We start from the raw sequence: 17,612 nt of genomic DNA, 5'->3' as shown, positions 1-17,612 counted from the left end.
TCTTAGGGTTTAGAAAGCCCCACTCAGCAAAGAGCTGAGCGGGACGAAAGGGTATTTATAGAAGAACGAGGCTGAGTAGGTACACTAGGGTCATTGCGGTAAGACCTTGTACTAGAGTTGCCATTGTTTGTGCTCGATAAGCTTGTTTAACACTCATGCGGCTAAATTGCGTAACAACCCAGAAAAAGCTGTCGTTAGCATGTGACACTGTCATTGCACCTGCACCAATCGCCATCACTGTGAGTACTCGTCCCATATCACTCGCTAAGCCAATATCGCCTAATAACGGAGCGACAAGCGCTGAAGTAGCAACCAAGGCAACAGTCGATGAGCCTTGTGCTGATTTAAGTGCTGCAGCGACAATGAATGGCATGAAAATACCGACACCAAGTGCCGATAAGCTACTGCCAAGGTATGTACCAATTTCAGTGGCTTTAAGAACGGCGCCGAAAGCACCGCCTGCACCAGTAATTAACAAAATAGGAGCGGCTACGACTAAGCCTTGGCTAATACGTTCGCTGAACTCTTTCACTTTATCAGTGCTTTTTAGTAGCGGAATGGCTAACAACAAACCAATCATAAGTGCATTAACGGGTTGGCCCAAGAACATTAAAATATCAAATAAGCTCTCTTTACCTAATGGTGCCGACGGGAAGTTGGCTATTGAACCTAAGCAAATCAGCAGTATCGGCACAAAGATTGGTGCAAAGGCTTTAGCTGGGCTTGGCAGTTCGCCATAACTGCTTTTTAGCGCTTCATAATCTTCTAATTTGTCATTAAGCTCTTCTGCACCTTCGCCATCGGGTTGCTCGTTTGCGAAGCGGTTTGCCCATAATGTTCCGGCAAGTGCGGCAATAGCGGCAATAAACACCCCGACAGCAATCACAAGCCCGAGCTGGTTTTCTAGCCCGAGGTTACCGGCTGCAGCGATAGGACCTGGTGTAGGTGGCACAAAAGTATGGGTTGCGTATAAACCTGTAGCTAAAGCTACGCTCATTGATACACTCGATACCTTCATGCGGTTTGCCATAGATTGTTTTAATGAATTTAAAATGACAAAACCTGAATCACAAAATACTGGGATCGAGACAATATAACCAATAATGGACATGGTTAATGTTGGAAAGCGTTTTCCAAGCACTTTAATGACTACGTCAGCCATGGTGATGGCAGCGCCGCTTTTTTCAAGAATAGTACCGATAATAGTACCTAGCACGATAACGAGGCCAATATAGCCTAATATGCCACCAAAGCCTGTGGTGATAGTTTTAGCAATGTCTGCACTTGGCAAACCATAAGCAAAGGCTGCTAAAAAAGAAGCTAAAATTAGTGTTAAAAAAGGGTGTAATTTAAATTTAGATGTCGCAATAACAATAAATGCAATTACGCCAATTAATATCAAGATCATGCTCATTGATAACTACTCTATTTAGGGTATTAAGATATGTTGTTTTTGTAGGCGTATTATTGAAAAAATGATATCTATTTGCTTTGTGCTATTTCACAGAATTAATATGCATACAGGGTATTTGTTTGTGCAGGTGCACAGGTTGTGAGCTGTGATCGGTTATTTTGATGACTTTTGATTGTTTCAGCTGAAGAAAACTATCATGGTTTAGGCCTGAAACATGATTTGCCCAAGATATAGATTAAGCAAATGCTGAAATTCTTGTAAGTTTGTTCCAGTTATTTGCTGAATTTTATCCAGTCTATATCTCAATGTGTTGCGATGAATAAACAGCACTTCAGCACAACGTTTATGATCGCCAATATGTTGAATGTAAACCGCTAAGGTTTTTTGTAATACGCCATTTTTGTCTGCATGGACGAGTTTTAAATAAGGTGCTGCTAGGGCGTCACCACGCCAATGTTGTTTCAGTCCGGTAAAGATGACTTGCAGTGCGTAATCTTCATATAAGTATTTATTTTTCTCTGGGTTAAGACTTTTGCCAATGGCAAGGGTTTCTTTCGCGGTTCGATAGGATTTTGCTATTCCTTCTACACCACCGAAGAAATGCCCTAAAGCAATGTTGAGCTTTAGCTCCATGTTGGCGGGGATACGTTGCAATAACTTATCGATACGATGGCTTTCGAGCGCTGGATCCCATTGGCGCCCATCTAAAAAGGCAGGCTTCAAAATGACTAATTGATTGAGTGAAGTCATTGCAATCAAGTTATTTCTGTCGGGATACTGCAGTAAATGTACCATTTGCTTTAGTGCTTGGTTATTATGAACCTGCTGCTGGTTTACAGATTCAATTTCGATAATGGCGACAACACGCTCTTCTTTTACGTCAATACTAAGCTGATGTCCCCAGTGAGTTAACTGATCAACGTCCTTTTCTTCAGCGCGAATGAGTTGCAAAATGAATTCTTCTTTTTGTCTATTTTGCCACTGTAGTTGATCTTGTAGATTGGCTTGTTCGACAATCATTTCTGCTGTCATTTTCAGTAGTTCGCCATACTGAGCTAACTCTGATGGGTTGCCGGTAATGCCTATCACGCCGACAATTTGCCCTTGATAATGCAGGGGAAGATTTAGCCCTGATTTAACCCCATGTAAACTTGGGGCAATCTCTTGATTAATTTCTACATTACGATTTTGGCTTATTGCCAATAACGCACCTTCATGGACAGCGCCAATTCGCTCATTTGTCCCCGATCCTAGAATAACCCCTTGAGCATTCATCACATTGATATTATGGCCAATGATTTTCATGGTTCTGTTTACAATTTTATTGGCGATAGCACTGTCAATTACATACATGGGTTACTCACAAATTGGATTAGGCTGCGATTTGATTAACGAATTGAAATAACCAGTAAATCAATAAACCGTAACTGGTAATTAATGTCAATAATGTCGCAAATTTGGCAATAGGTGGTGTTTGCGATTGTTTCAAAGCAATGTGGCAAAGCGCGATTGAAAATAGACTAATCGGCGCCACAATAATACTTAAAGGCAAAATGATGATGGCACCGCTAAGCAGAATCAATGCAGAAAAGCGTGAAGGAGGGCGTTTGTTGGTTAATGGTAAAGGTATTAAAGCAGCACCAATCGATAGTAATACAACGCCAAAGTAGAGAATAAACTGCGCAAAACTCTGATATTGATTAATAAAACCTATCAATGCAATGAGAGGAATAATAACCGAGACGGTTACATGTTTATGGCTAAAGCTGGACTGGACATATTGGCCAGAAAAGTAGCAGCAGGTTTGCACAACGGCATTAATGGTCACAAAAGCCATAAGTGCGATAAATACCAATAAGCTGTTGTTGGCCATGGTTGTTGTGGATGCAAACGCTGGTGCAGACAATAACAATAATGGCAAACTCGAAATGATTAGGGACTTTTTAAGCATGGTAATGTGTCTATATGTTCTCATTCCTCAGATTTTAATCAACAATGAGTAGAATAGCTTTTGTTAATTTAGCAATCGTGAGTTATTTATCGTTAAATGAGAATGTGAGCACAAAAGTAAATAGATAAAACAAAAAAGCCTGCTAAATAGCAGGCTTTTTTTAATCGTGTTATCGCTTACAACTTGTAGTTGACGCTTAACATAATCATGTGAGCAGTGTAATCGTGACTGTTGCTTCCAAAGGTCATGACATTCCAAATGTTATCAGGAGCGATATCATTTGCTGCATCATTATCTAGGTACTTTTCAATTTTATAATCAAGACGTAAAGCCATTTTCTCAGTAGCTTGGTATTGACCATATAAATTAACGTTATGCACTTTTGCAAAGTAATCACCGTAGTCTCCAGTCACACCTTGGCGTACTTGAGTATTACTGTCTGATTCTGAGTAAGTGTAATCTAGACCTAAACGTAGACGGCTATCCATTAAGTTGTTGTAACTTAGGTTAGCACCAACAACGTCAACGGTGTCTTCGATGTCAGCTTGCCAAGTAGGGCCAGAGAACGTGCTACTGCCAGATTGTTGTGACTCAATAACCTGATGGTTATAGAATGCATTTAGCATAACGTCTTTGTTAAACATGTAGTTTACATTAACGTCGTAACTGGTGTCTTTTGACTCAGTTAACCCAATCTCGGTATCAGTGTAGTCATCTAATGCGTAACGAACACCTAAATCAATTGTTAATGCATCGATTGGTGTATGGCTAACACGAGCTTCAACCATGCTACGATCACGATCTGCTAAATAATATTTACGTAGTAAGTCGTTATTTTCTGAAGAGGTCCATTCAGAAGCTTGGTAATCAGAGCCATCTCGACTTCCGAAACTACCTTTTACCCACATGTCCCAGTTTTCAAAACTGTTTAAGCGGTAACGAGCCCAAATAGTGCTTTCTTCAGTGACTTCACGCTCTGAGTAACTGCGCTCATCACGTTTATAATCAACACCACCGTCTAACTTCATACCACGGTTAATGCGATAGTCAGCACCAATTTTTGCACGGTGAGTTGTTTGATCATAAGGGGTGTTATAAGCGACTTGGCCGTTAACATCATTAATGCTGATTTGAGTCCACTCTTCAATATTCGTGTTGTTTTCACGGTCAGAGTAGTCGTAACTACCCGATACTCGAACAGAGCGGTTAACGCGGCTGACTGCTTTTAATGTCATCCCGGTTAAATCAACTTTAGCATCAACAGATTCAGTTGGCACACTATAGCCATAACCAGACGTTACCACGTCTTGATCTTGGCTCATTTGACCGAACATCAAGCGACCGCTAACAGCAGTACCATTTTCAGTGTATTGACCTAGCAGCGACACGATATGTGATTCGTTATCAGGATCAAGTGCCATATAGCCACGAGTCTGAGCACCAAAAGTCGGATTAAACGCATTATCGTAGCTTAATTCAGCATTATCATTTTTAAAGATAGAGCCATCGTAGTTTAAGCTTGTGAACCAGTTTTTACCGCTAAATTTGATACCAGCATTGATGGTATCAGTTGTGTAGTCAACAGGCTCTGCAATCATCATTGACTGATTGAAGAAGCTACCTGAAGCTGTCTTAGTGCCGGTTTTTTCTTCACGTTGATAATTAACGTAAGTGGTTAACATTGATTCAGTTTGATATTCAAAACCAAGGCCTGCACGTTCGCGTTTCAGTGAAAGCTCGAATGGGTTAAGGCTACTATATAGCTCTGACATACCGTCAGTTGAACCTGCAGTGACCCAGTTATCTGGTAATGTGAGGTCTGAACCGCCAATACCTTGATACGGAGACATAACAGTGTTTGAGCTGTAAGTCGCTAATGAGCGGTAATTTAGGTTGAAGTTGTACTGGCCTAATTTACCAACATTTACATCCAAACGGCCATTATCTAAGCCAAGATCTGTTGCTTCAACTTTCGCTCTATAACCCGATTCTCCGATGTAATTTACATCAGCATCTAATTTAGGCGCGATTTCATTGTCACTACCAAAAGCATTAGCTGAGTGAATATCATCTTCACTGTTATAACCAACGCCAACGCCAACACTACCAGTAACACCCGTTTCTACAGCACAACCTTTACAGACCCATTTATCAAATTTAACTTTATCTGTATTGGCATTGCCGACACCGTAACCATCTGCTGCCATTGCAAATCCAGCATTGGCAACTAACGCTAAGGTGATAATATTCAGTTTAAATTTCATAGTCGTACATCCTTAACGCTGAAGTAATTTGCCAGAAGGGTGGTTTGAACCATGTACTTGGCTATGACAATTTAAGCAACTGCGGCCACCAGTAAAGGCATTATCACCAACATTAGAACCCATACCTGTGTTCCCTAAATATGCATTGCTAGCATGGCCATCGCTGGCATGACATTGCTGACATAGTTGTGGAGCACGAGTTTTTAGCATTCCTTCGTTTACGCTGCCATGTGGATTATGACAAGTGACACAATTTTCTGTCACTGGAGCATGTTCCCATAGTTTAGGGCCGCGTTTTTCAGCGTGACATGAGTAACACGTCTCGTTCACACTTGGTTTAACCAAGTCTGAATCAGCCATGCTGCCATGTGGATTATGACAATCACTACATGTCATTTGATTCCATTTCATTGGATGACTAGAGCGTTTGTTCATGTCAGTTTTTTGCTTGGTATGACAACTAGTACACACTTCCATTTCTGTCTTTTTATCCAGAATAGGGTCGTTAGCAGTGTGAACACTGTGACAAGATGCACAAGCAACATCAGCATTGTCGTGATGGCTGGTATTCCAAGACATACGTTCGTCATCTAAATGACAACCCATACAAACACTGTTTTGTTTTTCAGGAGATAACGTTGAGTCTGGGCCAAATGCAATGACAGGTTCATTACCGCCACGGTTATGTTTACCCATTGGGCCGTGACATGCTTCACATTGAAGACCTGCCATTGGGCTTTTTGAAGAGTCAATTGCACCGTGAACGCCTTTAAATAGGTCCATCACTTTTTCAGAGCGTCTATGACACATTAAGCAAGAGTCAGCCCCTTTTGGTGAGTAACTCCCTTCTTCGAACTTTTTGTCTAATACAGCTTCGACTTCTTCAGGTGTCATTTTGGCATCCCATTTCGACGCATAGGCCGAATGAGACATCCCAAGAGATAGCAGTGCAATTGCCATAAAGGTTGGGATTAAAGAGTTTAATTTCATTTTAATTTTCATAGTAAGGCTTCCCAATCTATCCATGATGTAGATGTATTTATAGTTGTAAAAGGGAGAAGCGAGCTTCTCCCTGATATTACAATTACATGTTCACCGCAGTGTGATCGAAGATAGTTGGCTTATGACATCCCATACAGAACTCAAGTTGAGCTGAAGCATTGGCATCATCGTAAGAACCATTTACAACAGCGCCTTGGCCTTCTGCGTGAGCTTTAATTTCATCGAAGCCATGACAAGAAGCACAAGTGGCTGTGATTGGCGTTGTGTATTCGCCAGCTGAAGTGGCTAATGCACCTTTCTGTTTGAATGCATCAAGATTGAAGTCATTATGACATTGCGCACAATCACTGATGATACCTTCCTCGCCATGAACACTATGAAGTTTCATTTCAAGTGCACCTTGATTACCACCTGAAGCGTATGTGCCATCAGGAGTATGACAAGTCACACAACCATCAACGCCAACTACAACTTCACCTTCAGCATTTTCACGACCTAATTGTTCAGTCATAACAAAACCTGCATGGTAACCTTTGTGAATTTCAAATGTTTCACCATGACAGTTTTCACAGGTATTAAAAGCGACTGAATCAGTATGACGCATGCTTGGAGCTTCGCCTGAGAAAGTGCCAAATACTAAGTCTGCTTTCATACTTGTTGTAGCAATATCTTCACCACAATCAACCGCCTCAGTACCGTCGTTACACATTTCTAAACCAACGAAAGTAAATGCAGTGTCAGTATCTTGGATGCCAGCAGGTGAGTACTCATCAAACGGAAGGGCTGGTAGGGTGTATTGCAATGCACCTGCTTCTACAGAAACATTTTCACCTAATTCACCATTTCTAACCAAGTCGTAAGCGACTTTTGCTTGTCCGTTTCCTGGGCTTGCGTTGTAACCCATGATTGGGAAGTTTGGACCCACGTTAGTGATAGTCTCAATACGTTGGATTTTGCTTACGAGAGTTGATGCATCAATTGCAGTACCCGCAGCATCAGTAATCGTGACAGACAGTGTGGCTGTTTTGTCTGAATTAACGATTAATGAAGATGTCATGCCGTACATATCAATGAAGGCTTTTTTCTGTACGAAATCGCCAGTGTGAATCTCTTCTGTCCAGCTAGCATTATGACATGCGATACAGTTTGAGTTATCAGACTGTTGTGAATGACCTTCACCCGCTTTGAAGTCAATGTTCGTGTGACAACTTGTACAAGTTTCCATTGTTGGAATACGTGTCCAGTTACCCCATTCAGTTAACTCTTCTGATTCAATGTGACATGTTTGGCAGTTATCTTGAACGATAGCGTGTGCTGTTTCAGCAGTGTAATCGTTCTTACCCCATACTTTGTTTGAGTTATGTACGTTATGTACTAAATGAGCGAAAGCAACTTCAGGTTTACCACGGCCATCTGCCCATTCTTGGGTATGACAAGTAATACACGTTTCAACCGTAGTGGCTTTGTGGTAAATCTTCTCGCCTTCAGCGTGACATGCTGCACACGCTTCGTGAGATACGATATTTTTAGTGTATAGCGCTTCGTAACCTTCACCGTCGAAATCAGCAACAATTTCACTGACCGGTACTTCTGTAACACCGTCTAATAACGTTGAAGCTTCAGCAACAACATTAAAACGTTGAGTTAATTCTGAATTGAATGTATCTGTATCGAAGCTTTCGAAAGTGAAGTCGTAGCTACCATTTTTGTTATCAACAAAAGTAGAGGTTGAGCCAAGCTTCTGCCAGTTCGCGCTGTTTCCTGCGCCGCTAGCGCCTGCAGGGATAAGCTGAGCTGCATTTTCAATTGAAAAGTCTTTTAATCCGACTACTGCTTCATCATCTTCATTAGTCGCATAAACTTTAACTGTAGGGATATTGTCGGCATAAGTCACTGACAGCACTTCTAAATTAAGCTGTTCAATTGCTTCTGCTGGTGTTCCACCAGGAAGACCAGGGTTGCCATCTTTACCATCATCACCGTCACTGCCACAGCCTGTTAAGGCTACGCTGACTGCACTTGCTACAAGCATTAGTGCTATTTTTGAATTTTTTTTGTTCATCATTTGTCCCTGCGTATTAAGACATTGCTTAAATTTGACTTGGCTTATTTAGTGCCTAGATACATAGTCTTTTGAGTCAATTCAGCTTTTTGGGTTTTAAATTCATCACTTACAAGGTTAATCCACAACAAGATAAAAATCTTTAAATCTAGACTGATACTGTGAAGCAGATCGGTCTATTTATAAAGAGGTATAATATTTGTCGTTCTAACTCGCTTTAAATCAGTAAAAAGCAAAAAGAGCCGCACATTGGCGACTCTTTATTTTGCTAATTAACCTTTACTGTCCACCCCAATTAGAGTGTGCTTCAAGGATTTGTCCATCGTTATGACAAGTTGAACATGTTTCAACCACATTCAATGCATCATAGTCAGCTTCTGGAACACCTAATGAATCAATCGTACCGACAACACCGCCATTAGTTTCAATGTGTTGGATAGTTGATTCGCTTAAACCATATGGAGGTACGTGACAACTAACACAAGCTGCAGTTTGTGGAGATACAACGAGCAATCCATTGTCATCTTTACCAAATGCAACTGGTGTAGATTCAGCAGTGATGTTTTGGATAGAGAATCCATCTTCACCATGACATGCCTGACATTCAGTTTTCTTGAAGAATAACGAACCGCTTGAGTCATAAACGTAATGCTTCGAGTGAACTTTAAATGCTAGGTTAGAAGATTCACCACCTGATGTTGCACGGGTACCATTATGACAAGAAGCACAGCCATCAATGTCATTGGTATAACGGTGAGTGATTTCAGTCGTGTGACATTGCTGACAATCTGCCATTTCTGCATGTTGCATACGTGGTGATTCTTCAACAACTGTACCATCTAAGTTGAAGTAGTAAGTGTCAGAGGTTACGTAAGGAGCACTCTGATCACCAGCATCTAAATCTTCTTCGTTACAGTACTCGATGACGCCTCTGTGAGAACAAACATGAAGTTGACTGCTTAGTACGATAGTTGAACCTGCATCAATCAATGTTGCGATATCAAAGCTATCAGCACTGACCGTAGAGGTAATAGAACCATCCGCTTCTTCAACAAAGGTGTCGTAACCTACTTTTTGGTAGTTCACTAAGAAGTCATCAGTTAATACACCATTAATGACGATAGCACTGTTGAATCCACCATATTGGTATGGGCGAGGATCAATTTGGTTAATCGCAACTAATTCTTCACCATTTTTCACTGTGAAGTTTACTTTAATTTCTGATTCATCATCGGCAACAGTCATAGAGTTGAATTCAACTTTGAGTGTTGTTGCTAAGAAATTACTGTTTAACGCGTAATGGGCTTCATTTGCTCCACGAGCGCGTTCGCCGTCTTTATGACAAGTTAAACAGTTATTGCCTTGTTGATGTGAAGCAGGAACACCGGCAGCTTCAGCTGCAGGGCTCGGGCTATGACAGCTCCAACATGCAGTGGTATCAACATCAGCTTTCCAGCTATCAGTTAAGTTAAACTCTTCATTTGGATTATGACAAGTTAAACAGTTTGATGTCATTTGTGGGTAAACACCCGCGTCAGAGAAGTTAGCTTCAGTATGGATACTGTGAACCATACCTTTGATTGAACCATCGTATTCATACGCTTCACCAATTGCATTACCTTCGCTATCGGTATCCTGTTTGCTATAGCTGTTGTAATCAGTGTGACAGAAAGAACATGCTTCTTCTGTATTATGTTTACTGCCATGCATTGATAATTCACCAGCTTGATCAGCACGGTGACAGGTTTGACAATCTGAATTTGCAAGAATTTGTAGTGGTTTTTCAACTTCTACATCAGTTGCAGGTACCCAATAGAAGAAACTATTGTTAACTAACGTTTGTGATTCGTTGTTGGTTGTTTTGATAGACATGTAAACGCCGTTGGTTGCGTCTGCCATGTAGTCGTATTTATCTAGAGTGTCGATTGCTTTATCAATTGTAATTGAATAGCTACCATCTTTATTGTCAACGAAGCAATCTTCACATTCACTTTTACTACCGTCAAAGTAGCTAGAGCCTGTGAAGTAACCATCGCCTTTGTCTTTATTGAAGTAACTTAACCAAATTTGTCTATCGACACTTGGATTAACAATTTCGTCTTCACCTGGTTCATTTGCAGAACCAACTCGTCCGAAAGATATCGTGGCGATATCAGCAAGTGTTAGGCCTGTAAGAGCAACACCGTTTGCATCAGCTAATTTAAAATCAACAGTTAGAAATTGATTTTCATCAACGCTTGCTGTGGTAATTGTACTCGTTAACGCTGAAACAGAACCAACTGGTTTGCCTACAACACCGTCTTCACCATCACTACCGTCGGTACCGTCACTGCCACAACCGGATAAAGCGAAGGCTATTAAGCCAGCACTAAATACCGCTTTAGCAGTAGTATTGAAATTGAATTTTTTCATCATTGTTCCCTGCAAGAGATTTTTATTCGTACTTGATTCTTCATCATAAAATCAAGTGTATGGATATTATCCAAGCTTTTAATAAGCCTCTTTATTTTATTCACTTAGTTCTATAATCACTGTGATTAAGATCTTAGTATGCCTAAAGAGGTATTTTGAAATCTGCAATTTGCAAGTTGGCATATTGAAAATGTTATGCCGGCGGGAGTGTTATTGCTCATCCGTTGCAATATTGTAGTTTTTCAGTGTTTTATTAAGCTGTTAGGAATATTCAATTTCAGTAAGCATAACGAATAAATCCATTATTCAATGTACCATCACATACATTACTTACGTCTAAAATTGCCATTACTAATAATAGGTCTTTTAGTTAAAAAATGTATGCATAATCAGGTGATTTTTGGCTGATTTTAATGGTCAACTACAAGCTTTTTAAGGAAATTGTGATGCAGATCTCATATTTGTTGCGCGATTAATAATGAGCGGCCAAATCAATAGACTTTTGAAATGAATTTAGTATTGAAATTTAAAGTTATTGCATAAACATGCATTTACCTTAGTTGTGATAAATTATGTGCAAATTGGGCAATGATTGTGCAAACAGTCATGTTCATATCGAATGAGCCATAATTTCGCTTGATCATGGCAGGGGCTTAGGGGATAATCCTGCCGTTCACATTAAAAGAAGCGTTTAATGTGAAATCTATGGTGACCTTAGGGTCCCCTCGCAATGATAACTTGTGAACTCGGCCAGGCCCGGAAGGGAGCAACCGCAGCAGGTGACTCATGTGCCGAGGTGTGGCTCTAGGGGAACCTCCAAATCCTCTTTTTATTATCTTTCTTTATTACGTTTTATCGTTTACTAGCCAGTTTGTAATCGGCTTTTAATATTTGTATTTATTAACATCAATTATGTGTTTTCTACACTTGGTAATGCTGCAACTTTAGCTTTTGCTTCAGCCTCTTCTTCGGCTAAACGTCTTTTTAAGTTCGATTTTAAAAATTCTCTAGACTTCTCTAATGCGGCCTGTATTTCTTTTTTCATATTTTGAAGTTCATTATAATCTTCAAAAAAATACGTATCGACTAGATGTCTGATATAGCGAACAGGCAACTGATTTAACGTCACGCAGCATAAGTCGGCAAGGTATTCTTCTGGCAGTTCCTCCATTAACCCTTCATCTCTTAATATTTCCATTAATAAGACTTCATAATAATTGCGAATATCAACCTGCATAATTTACTCCGATGGCGCTACTTTTATATCAGTTTGCAACTAGATTGAGTTGGCTGCAATAAAAAGTTGGCTATGGCGTTGGGTTAATTCAGTTTCATCGCGGCTATAACCACCACCGATAACTGCCGCGATTGGGATTTGAGCCTTTTTTGCTGTAGATAAAATTATTGTATCTCTAGCTAAAATTCCAGCGGTTGAAATGTTGAGATAGCCTAGATCATCGTTAATGTGGATATCTACGCCTGCATCATAAAGGATTAAATCTGGTTGATGGATATTAATAAGGTAAGGAACAACTTCTGTTATTGTCTCGATAAATTGATCATCATTGGTATATTTGTGAAATTCAACATCGTGATCTGATTTTGCTTTTCGCGCAGGGAAGTTTTTAAGGCAATGAAATGAGCAAGTAACAATATTAGTATTATTACTGGCTAATGTGGCAGTGCCGTCTCCTTGGTGTACATCACAGTCAATGATTAACACTTTACTGGCTTTACTTGAATTGATCATAGTCGATGCGGCTAATATCAAATCGTTGAAAATACAGAAGCCACTACCGAAATCTTGGTGGGCATGATGGTAACCACCACTTAAGTGTAAAGCGACGCCATTTTCGATTGCCAATTTCGCGCAAAGTACAGTGCCATTAACTGCATGTAAGGTTCTGTCTACTAATGATTCACTCCAAGGGAAACCAATCCGCCTCATTTGTTTTGTATCGAGTGTATTAGCTAAAAAGCCATCTACATAATCGGGATCATGAACTTGTTTTAGTTGGTCTATGCAAATTTTAGTAGGAGAGTGAAAGTCTTTTGTATTGGCTATACCGCTTGAAATTAAATATTGCTGCAATAATTGATATTTCGTGGTTGGAAAACGGTGCGCACTCGGTAACACCAGCTTAGAGTAGCTGGTGTGATAAACAAGTGGTATGCCCAAATGTAAAACCGAAAGCGCGGTGGGGATGAAGAAAAGTTATAGCTGTTTAATCGCCCAGCTCATAAATTCTTTACGAGTTTCTTCATCAGCTTGAAGCCACCAATATTGAAGCATTTGCTCAGGATGTGTTCCTGTTTGGCTATTGGCGTTAACTTTTGTACTGCTTGTTTTAGTCTTGTTAACTTCATTTGCACTAGTGGCTACAGCAGGTGCCGTTGCTGCAACAGTCGCACTAGGTGCAACTTTAGCGACAGGTAAAGATTTTGTATTACTATCCGTTGCTGAAGCAGACAAGGTATCAATATCTTCGCCTTGATTACCGTTGAACAAATTGGAAATAAAACTACTCTCTTTATAATCTGTTTGAGTTACTGTATATGATACTGCACCGTTATCTTTTCGAGAAATAACGACTTGAGGGTCTTTGGCAAAGGCTTTAGGCTTTTTGACATAGTCGCCGTCGATAGGTTTTAACTGATACTCGTAATCGCCATCAACCTTGATATCGATAATAAATGGTGAAGATTTAATAAAACTTTGGCTATCACTGAAATCATCATCAACCATATCATGATAACGAATTGCAATTTTGTGCTGGCCGTTATCTAACTCAAGGTTAGTTTTATGCGAGAACATATTGGTATCAATTTCTTTGCCGTCTAAAGCAAGATATTCAAAAGACATAGGAATGGAGAGATTTGCTGCAATAACAGAAGTTGAAGTGACAAAAGCCAGTAATGTCGCACTCAGCGGCAGTGTAAATTTCATTGTTGCTCCTTAACGATTTGTATTTCGATGCGGTCGTTCAAACATTTGAATCCTATCTTCAATATAGCTAATTGCTTGACGGCACTTTCCTAATCTGCGGTGCAGAGAAAGGATTTCATTTTGTATCGTGATTTTGTCAGCACTGTGACAGTTTGCAAGCTTAGTTTCCATTTCTGCAATTTTTTGTTCAAAAGTTGTAGCCCAATTCAAATGTTTATTAAGCTCTTGGTAAATCTGGTGGCTATTTTTCATCACATTGTTAGCTATCCATGCAAATCCACTGTCGGCATGTTGCTGCTGTTGCTTCTTCGCATACCTAGCACGGTTGTTGGCACGTTTTTGTTCAGCTGTTTTTACATTAATATTGGTCGTCACTAAAGCTCGACGTAATGCAGTAAAGCGGTCTTGTATTCTTTGGCAACTTAACTCGATAATTTTGATGTCTAATTTTAGAGAAAGTTGCTTTTCTAATTGAACAATATCTTTTTTAAGTTGTTGGATACAGGGTGTGAGCTGAGCACCTTGCTGAATAAATAATTGCGAATTAAATCTTTCAATGTCTTGCAGCATTTTCTTCTGTTGTGAAGGCAATTGCTGGTCATGATTTAACGCATCTCGTTCAAGTGTATTGAGCTGCTGCTTTAATTGATGAATTAGTTGATTTGTATTTCTCATAACCATGCTGTCCAAGCAAGATTAGCTGCAATTGCTAGTACGACGATAATAAAGAGTGGTTTGACAAAGGGAATTCCGAATCGTATTGCTGATTTCGCGCCAATGAATGAGCCCGCCATCATACACACTCCCATCCATAGACCCAGTATCCAGTCAACTTCACCTAAAAGGGCAAAAATAATGAGTGCAGTGACATTACTGACAAACGTCATGACCCTAGCAAGGGCGCAACTGTTTAATAAAGGTAGCTTGTGCAGCCTGATACTGCTTACTGTCCAAAAGGCACCAATGCCAGGACCTGCAAAACCATCGTAGCAACCTAGTAGAGTCCCTTGAGCTGCTTGTTTCGTTTTACACGGCGATTGGGTGGGCGCAACAGAGATATTATCTCCCATTGCTTTTGGGCTGAGTAAGGTATAAAACGCGATGCTGATGATAACCAATGGAAGAATTTTTTCGAGCCAAGCGGCGTCGATTAAATAAACTAAAATGCTGCCTAATACAGCACCTATAAAAGTGGTAATAAAGGCGGCTCGCCAAAATCTAAGTTTGATGAGCTGCTGCTTATAATAAGTATATCCAGCGGTCAATGAGCCGAAACATGCTGCCAGCTTATTTGTGCCTAAGGCTAAATGAGGTGGAATGCCCATAGTCAGTAGTGCAGGAATTGATAACAATCCACCACCTCCTACTACGGCATCAATAAAGCCAGCGACTAATCCAATAACAGCCAAAAACGCCCAATGGCTAGGATCTAACAGAAATTCCAAATAAATACCTATTCTATAACTTTACGAAATGGCGGAAGGGCATCAAGTAATGATTTACCATAACGCTTAGTAATAAGACGCCTATCTAAAATGGTGACGCGACCATAATCATCTTCTTTACGGAGTAATCTACCACAACTTTGGATCAATTTGCGTGATGCATCTGGAATGGTGAGCTGTAAAAATGGATTACCACCTTTACTCTTAATGTATTCTGCATGCGCTTGTTCAACTGGTGAAGTTGGCACTGCAAAGGGTAATTTGGTAATAATCAGATTGGTAAGGTAATCACCGGGTAAATCTAACCCTTCTGAAAAACTTCCTGTACCGAAAATAATACTGGGCTTACCTTGGTCACAGCGGAGCTTGTGTTGCTCTAAAATTTGTTGCCTTGGCATGGTTCCTTGCACAAACAGCTGGTCTTTGGCTATTTTACCATTGACTTTATCTGTTACTTTTTCCATTTGCCAATATGAGGCAAACAGTACTAATGTCGCCATTTCATCTTCTACGAGTGCGATAACTTGTTCTGCTAGTTCATCTGTAAAAGCATCTTCAGTGGGCTCATTTTCCATTTGTGGAATAAACAATGTCGCATTATTTTGATAATCAAAGGGTGATAACAAGGCTAAAAAACGACTACCATCATTTAGGGACAACCCGACTTGGTGAGCGAAATGATTGAAATTATTTAAGGCTCTTAATGTTGCGCTACACAATATAACGCCTGCAGCTTTTTGCCAGAGCATATGCTCAAGCATAAAACCGACCTCAATTGGAGATGCGCAAAATAGGTAATCTTGTTGTTTACCGGTAATGAGCTCTGCCCAGCGAGCCATTGGCGCCCCTTTTTTGGAATCCTCTTTTGCGAGCATTTTCCAGAGTTTTGCGAGATTTTCTAACCTTTGCAGTATAAAGCCGGCCTCTGATAAAGCAGCTTCTGATTGATGCTTTGGTAGTTCACCATCTTTGATAGCTTCATTCAGTACACTTTGGATCTTGGTAAATTGTTTTACTGCAAGATTTGATGTAGTTGCTAAGTTTTCTGCTTGTATTAGTAAAGACTCTGGAAGCTTTCCATTTTCGAATCGTAAACGCGTTTCTGGGTTGGCAAAAAGTTTAGGCTGTGTGTCGCAAAAATGGGCAACTTGATTAAGCTGAGTCACTAAATCGTCAATGTGATCGAGCATTGCTTGCACTGGGGCAATAATATGAGTGGTTTTAAGTTGATTTTGAAGTTTGGAGCAGGTCTTTGACGCCTTTTCAAGCCAATCACTCGCCCCCCTCAATGTTGCTTGAGCACTTGAAAAATCTCTTGCTACCGTCGGCAAGTGATGAGCCTCATCGATGACATAAAACATGTCTTCAGGTTCTGGCAAAATCACGCCACCGCCTAACTCTAGATCGGCAAACAGCAAACTGTGATTAACAATAAGTACATCCCAGGTCTCGACATCTTCACGAGCTTTATGAAAAGGGCAGTGATGATGGCTCGACATTTGGCGATGACAACTGTGCTTATCACAGCAAATTTGCTGCCATAAAAAGTCAGGAATAGGCTTTTTTAATGTATCAATCTCGCCGTTCCACTTATTGTCGTTAAAATCTTGATGTAGGGCTTTGAGGAGATCTATTTGACTTTGATCTGGTTTAGTTTGCCACATTGCCATCTGAGATGTGTCTTCAGGACCTATCATGGCAGCGAGTTTAGCTAAACATACGTAACGCTGGCGGCCTTTAACTAAACCGAATTTAAAATCAACGCCAGATTGTTGCAAAAAGAAAGGTAAATCCTTATGCAATAACTGCTCCTGCAAGGCTACTGTTGCTGTCGCGATACAGACCTTTTTCTTACTTGCCAAAGCTAATGGAATCGTACCGAGAATATAAGAAAGGGATTTACCAATACCGGTTCCTGCTTCACAAACCATAATGCGTCGTTGTTTATCATAGTCACCAGCTAGGGTTTTTGATATTTCTGCCACCATAAAATTTTGCTCTCTGCGAGAACGAAAATTTGGCATCGCAGTCGCAATATCTTTATAGATAGTGCGGATCTGGGTTTTGATATGATCCGTTAGCATGTAGGGTCCATTAGCAATCTTTACTTACTAA

13 protein-coding genes and 1 other RNA gene are annotated in these 17,612 nt (G+C 40.3%); 1 reads left to right on the top strand and 13 read right to left on the bottom strand.

The annotated features are described in order from the left end of the window. Positions 1-55 precede the first annotated feature (55 nt). The 7 genes from J8L86_RS00705 to J8L86_RS00675 form a co-directional block, all read right to left on the bottom strand. The gene (locus J8L86_RS00705; protein ID WP_055023916.1) at positions 56-1,414 is read right to left on the bottom strand and encodes a GntP family permease; all 1,359 of its coding nucleotides are present in this window, start codon (positions 1,412-1,414) and stop codon (positions 56-58) included. A 201-nt stretch (positions 1,415-1,615) separates the two neighbouring features. After that, positions 1,616-2,767, bottom strand: a complete 1,152-nt coding sequence (locus tag J8L86_RS00700) for a sugar diacid recognition domain-containing protein (RefSeq protein WP_055023915.1) — start codon at positions 2,765-2,767, stop codon at positions 1,616-1,618. Between the two features lie 19 nt (positions 2,768-2,786). After that, positions 2,787-3,365: a hypothetical protein gene (locus tag J8L86_RS00695; protein WP_065107027.1), complete on the bottom strand. Its 579-nt coding sequence runs from the start codon at positions 3,363-3,365 to the stop codon at positions 2,787-2,789. A gap of 176 nt (positions 3,366-3,541) precedes the next feature. Then, on the bottom strand, positions 3,542-5,629 hold the full coding sequence (locus tag J8L86_RS00690; protein WP_055023913.1) for an MtrB/PioB family decaheme-associated outer membrane protein: 2,088 nt from the start codon (positions 5,627-5,629) through the stop codon (positions 3,542-3,544). A gap of 12 nt (positions 5,630-5,641) precedes the next feature. Further along, complete coding sequence (locus J8L86_RS00685) at positions 5,642-6,631, bottom strand: DmsE family decaheme c-type cytochrome (RefSeq protein ID WP_065108400.1); 990 nt, start codon at positions 6,629-6,631, stop codon at positions 5,642-5,644. An 82-nt stretch (positions 6,632-6,713) separates the two neighbouring features. Beyond that, positions 6,714-8,696 (bottom strand): OmcA/MtrC family decaheme c-type cytochrome, encoded by a 1,983-nt coding sequence (locus J8L86_RS00680; RefSeq protein ID WP_065108399.1) that lies wholly within the window; start codon positions 8,694-8,696, stop codon positions 6,714-6,716. A gap of 276 nt (positions 8,697-8,972) precedes the next feature. Further along, positions 8,973-11,105, bottom strand: a complete 2,133-nt coding sequence (locus J8L86_RS00675) for an OmcA/MtrC family decaheme c-type cytochrome (protein ID WP_055023910.1) — start codon at positions 11,103-11,105, stop codon at positions 8,973-8,975. 714 nt (positions 11,106-11,819) lie between these two features. On the opposite strand from J8L86_RS00675, the gene ffs reads away from it, so the two are divergent. Next, positions 11,820-11,916, top strand: an RNA gene (gene ffs, locus J8L86_RS00670) — signal recognition particle sRNA small type. A gap of 99 nt (positions 11,917-12,015) precedes the next feature. Here ffs and J8L86_RS00665 read toward each other — a convergent pair. The 6 genes from J8L86_RS00665 to dinG are packed head-to-tail and all read right to left on the bottom strand — an operon-like array spanning position 12,016 to position 17,581. Further along, positions 12,016-12,342: a late competence development ComFB family protein gene (locus J8L86_RS00665; RefSeq protein ID WP_211028244.1), complete on the bottom strand. Its 327-nt coding sequence runs from the start codon at positions 12,340-12,342 to the stop codon at positions 12,016-12,018. A gap of 39 nt (positions 12,343-12,381) precedes the next feature. Further along, positions 12,382-13,284 carry a histone deacetylase gene (locus J8L86_RS00660; protein ID WP_211028243.1) on the bottom strand — a complete coding sequence of 301 codons (903 nt, stop codon included), beginning with the start codon at positions 13,282-13,284 and terminating at the stop codon, positions 12,382-12,384. Between the two features lie 36 nt (positions 13,285-13,320). After that, entirely contained in the window at positions 13,321-14,052 is a 732-nt protein-coding gene (locus tag J8L86_RS00655; protein WP_211028242.1) for a DUF2057 domain-containing protein, read from the bottom strand. A 9-nt stretch (positions 14,053-14,061) separates the two neighbouring features. Next, on the bottom strand, positions 14,062-14,733 hold the full coding sequence (locus tag J8L86_RS00650; RefSeq protein ID WP_065108395.1) for a primosomal replication protein: 672 nt from the start codon (positions 14,731-14,733) through the stop codon (positions 14,062-14,064). Then, a complete protein-coding gene (locus tag J8L86_RS00645; protein WP_211028240.1) occupies positions 14,724-15,497 on the bottom strand; it encodes a TSUP family transporter in 774 nt (257 codons plus the stop codon). The genes J8L86_RS00650 and J8L86_RS00645 overlap by 10 nt, the downstream gene beginning before the upstream one ends. A gap of 8 nt (positions 15,498-15,505) precedes the next feature. After that, positions 15,506-17,581, bottom strand: coding sequence for an ATP-dependent DNA helicase DinG (gene dinG, locus J8L86_RS00640; RefSeq protein ID WP_211028238.1), 2,076 nt, complete (start codon positions 17,579-17,581; stop codon positions 15,506-15,508). Positions 17,582-17,612: the final 31 nt, after the last annotated feature.

This window comes from Shewanella sp. MMG014 (assembly GCF_018100775.1).
Classification (GTDB): Bacteria; Pseudomonadota; Gammaproteobacteria; order Enterobacterales; family Shewanellaceae; genus Shewanella; species Shewanella japonica.
Note: the sequence above shows the minus strand (reverse complement) of the source record. Positions and strands in the feature narration are given on the sequence as shown.

Bases quoted from the DNA above. Each gene is read 5' to 3' on its own strand.
- J8L86_RS00705 (WP_055023916.1), bottom strand. From the start codon at position 1,414: ATGAGCATGATCTTGATATTAATTGGCGTAATTGCATTTATTGTTATT.
- J8L86_RS00665 (WP_211028244.1), bottom strand. From the start codon at position 12,342: ATGCAGGTTGATATTCGCAATTATTATGAAGTCTTATTAATGGAAATA.
- J8L86_RS00650 (WP_065108395.1), bottom strand. From the start codon at position 14,733: ATGGTTATGAGAAATACAAATCAACTAATTCATCAATTAAAGCAGCAG.
- J8L86_RS00655 (WP_211028242.1), bottom strand. From the start codon at position 14,052: ATGAAATTTACACTGCCGCTGAGTGCGACATTACTGGCTTTTGTCACT.
- J8L86_RS00690 (WP_055023913.1), bottom strand. From the start codon at position 5,629: ATGAAATTTAAACTGAATATTATCACCTTAGCGTTAGTTGCCAATGCT.
- J8L86_RS00675 (WP_055023910.1), bottom strand. From the start codon at position 11,105: ATGAAAAAATTCAATTTCAATACTACTGCTAAAGCGGTATTTAGTGCT.
- J8L86_RS00680 (WP_065108399.1), bottom strand. From the start codon at position 8,696: ATGATGAACAAAAAAAATTCAAAAATAGCACTAATGCTTGTAGCAAGT.
- J8L86_RS00700 (WP_055023915.1), bottom strand. From the start codon at position 2,767: ATGTATGTAATTGACAGTGCTATCGCCAATAAAATTGTAAACAGAACC.
- dinG (WP_211028238.1), bottom strand. From the start codon at position 17,581: ATGCTAACGGATCATATCAAAACCCAGATCCGCACTATCTATAAAGAT.
- J8L86_RS00685 (WP_065108400.1), bottom strand. From the start codon at position 6,631: ATGAAAATTAAAATGAAATTAAACTCTTTAATCCCAACCTTTATGGCA.
- J8L86_RS00695 (WP_065107027.1), bottom strand. From the start codon at position 3,365: ATGCTTAAAAAGTCCCTAATCATTTCGAGTTTGCCATTATTGTTATTG.